This window comes from Rhizobacter sp. P2_H2, from assembly GCF_056403375.1.
In genome coordinates, this window is the sequence record NZ_JBFUFP010001586.1 from 1 (window position 1) to 870 (window position 870).

The window sequence follows — 870 nt, forward strand, 5'->3', positions numbered from 1 at the left end:
CTCTAGGGCTCGCTGCCGCTGGACAGCAACCACGAATTTCCGTAGTGGCCGATCCGACACCCATGCCGCCCCCTACGGTTTTGCGTAGTTCCTCAATCGGGTCGGCTTGGGTACGCTGCGCCGAACCATGCGTGAACAAACTCACGTTTCAACCTTGCCGCCACGCCCCCGACCCGAGGTGCGCGACCTCGGTGTGTCGCCGCGTCTGCCGCGTGCCGATGCGTCGCTGGTGCGGGCGCTGAACGCGTTGTATGCACACGGCAACGCCCGCGTGCTGACCCTGTGCGGCCAGCCGTGGACGCTGCAGTGGCGGCATCGCGGCGTGCCCGCTGCAGGCAGCGAGCGCATGCGCTTTCGCTGGCGGCTCGGCGTGCACGCCGGCTGGCTGGCGCTCGACCTGCCGCTGCTGTCGGCCCTGCTCGACGAACGCCACACCGAGCTGCTGCCGCGCGAGCTGCGCTACGTGCTGCTGGCCGATGCGCTGCATCCGCTGGCCGATGCGCTGGAGAAGGCCCTGCACCTGCGCTTCGAGTGGTCGCCGCCGCCGGCGGATGCAGAGGCGCCCGCCGAACCGCCTGCCGCCACGCTGGCCGAGCGCGCTGCCGGCTTCACGCTCGCCGGCCGCGACGGCGTGCATGGCGGCCACCTGCTGTTCGACGACGACGCGGCGCTGGCCGCCCTGCTCGCGGCCGCGCCGCCGATGCCGCGCGCGCTGCGGACGACGGCGGCGCTCGACGGTCTGCGCATTCCGCTGCCCTTCGTCGTCGGCCACAGCCAGATCAGCGTGCGCGAGATCGGCAGCGTCTGCCCCGGCGACATCATCAGCATCGAGCGCTGGTCATCGTCCGGTGCGGGCCTGCTGGTCAGCGC

The 870-nt window shown here is 72.0% G+C and carries 1 pseudogene; it reads left to right on the forward strand.

The features are described from left to right. Positions 1 to 154: 154 nt before the first annotated feature. Positions 155 to 870 (forward strand): annotated as a pseudogene (locus tag AC1D15_RS34910) (type III secretion system cytoplasmic ring protein SctQ); the annotation flags it as partial.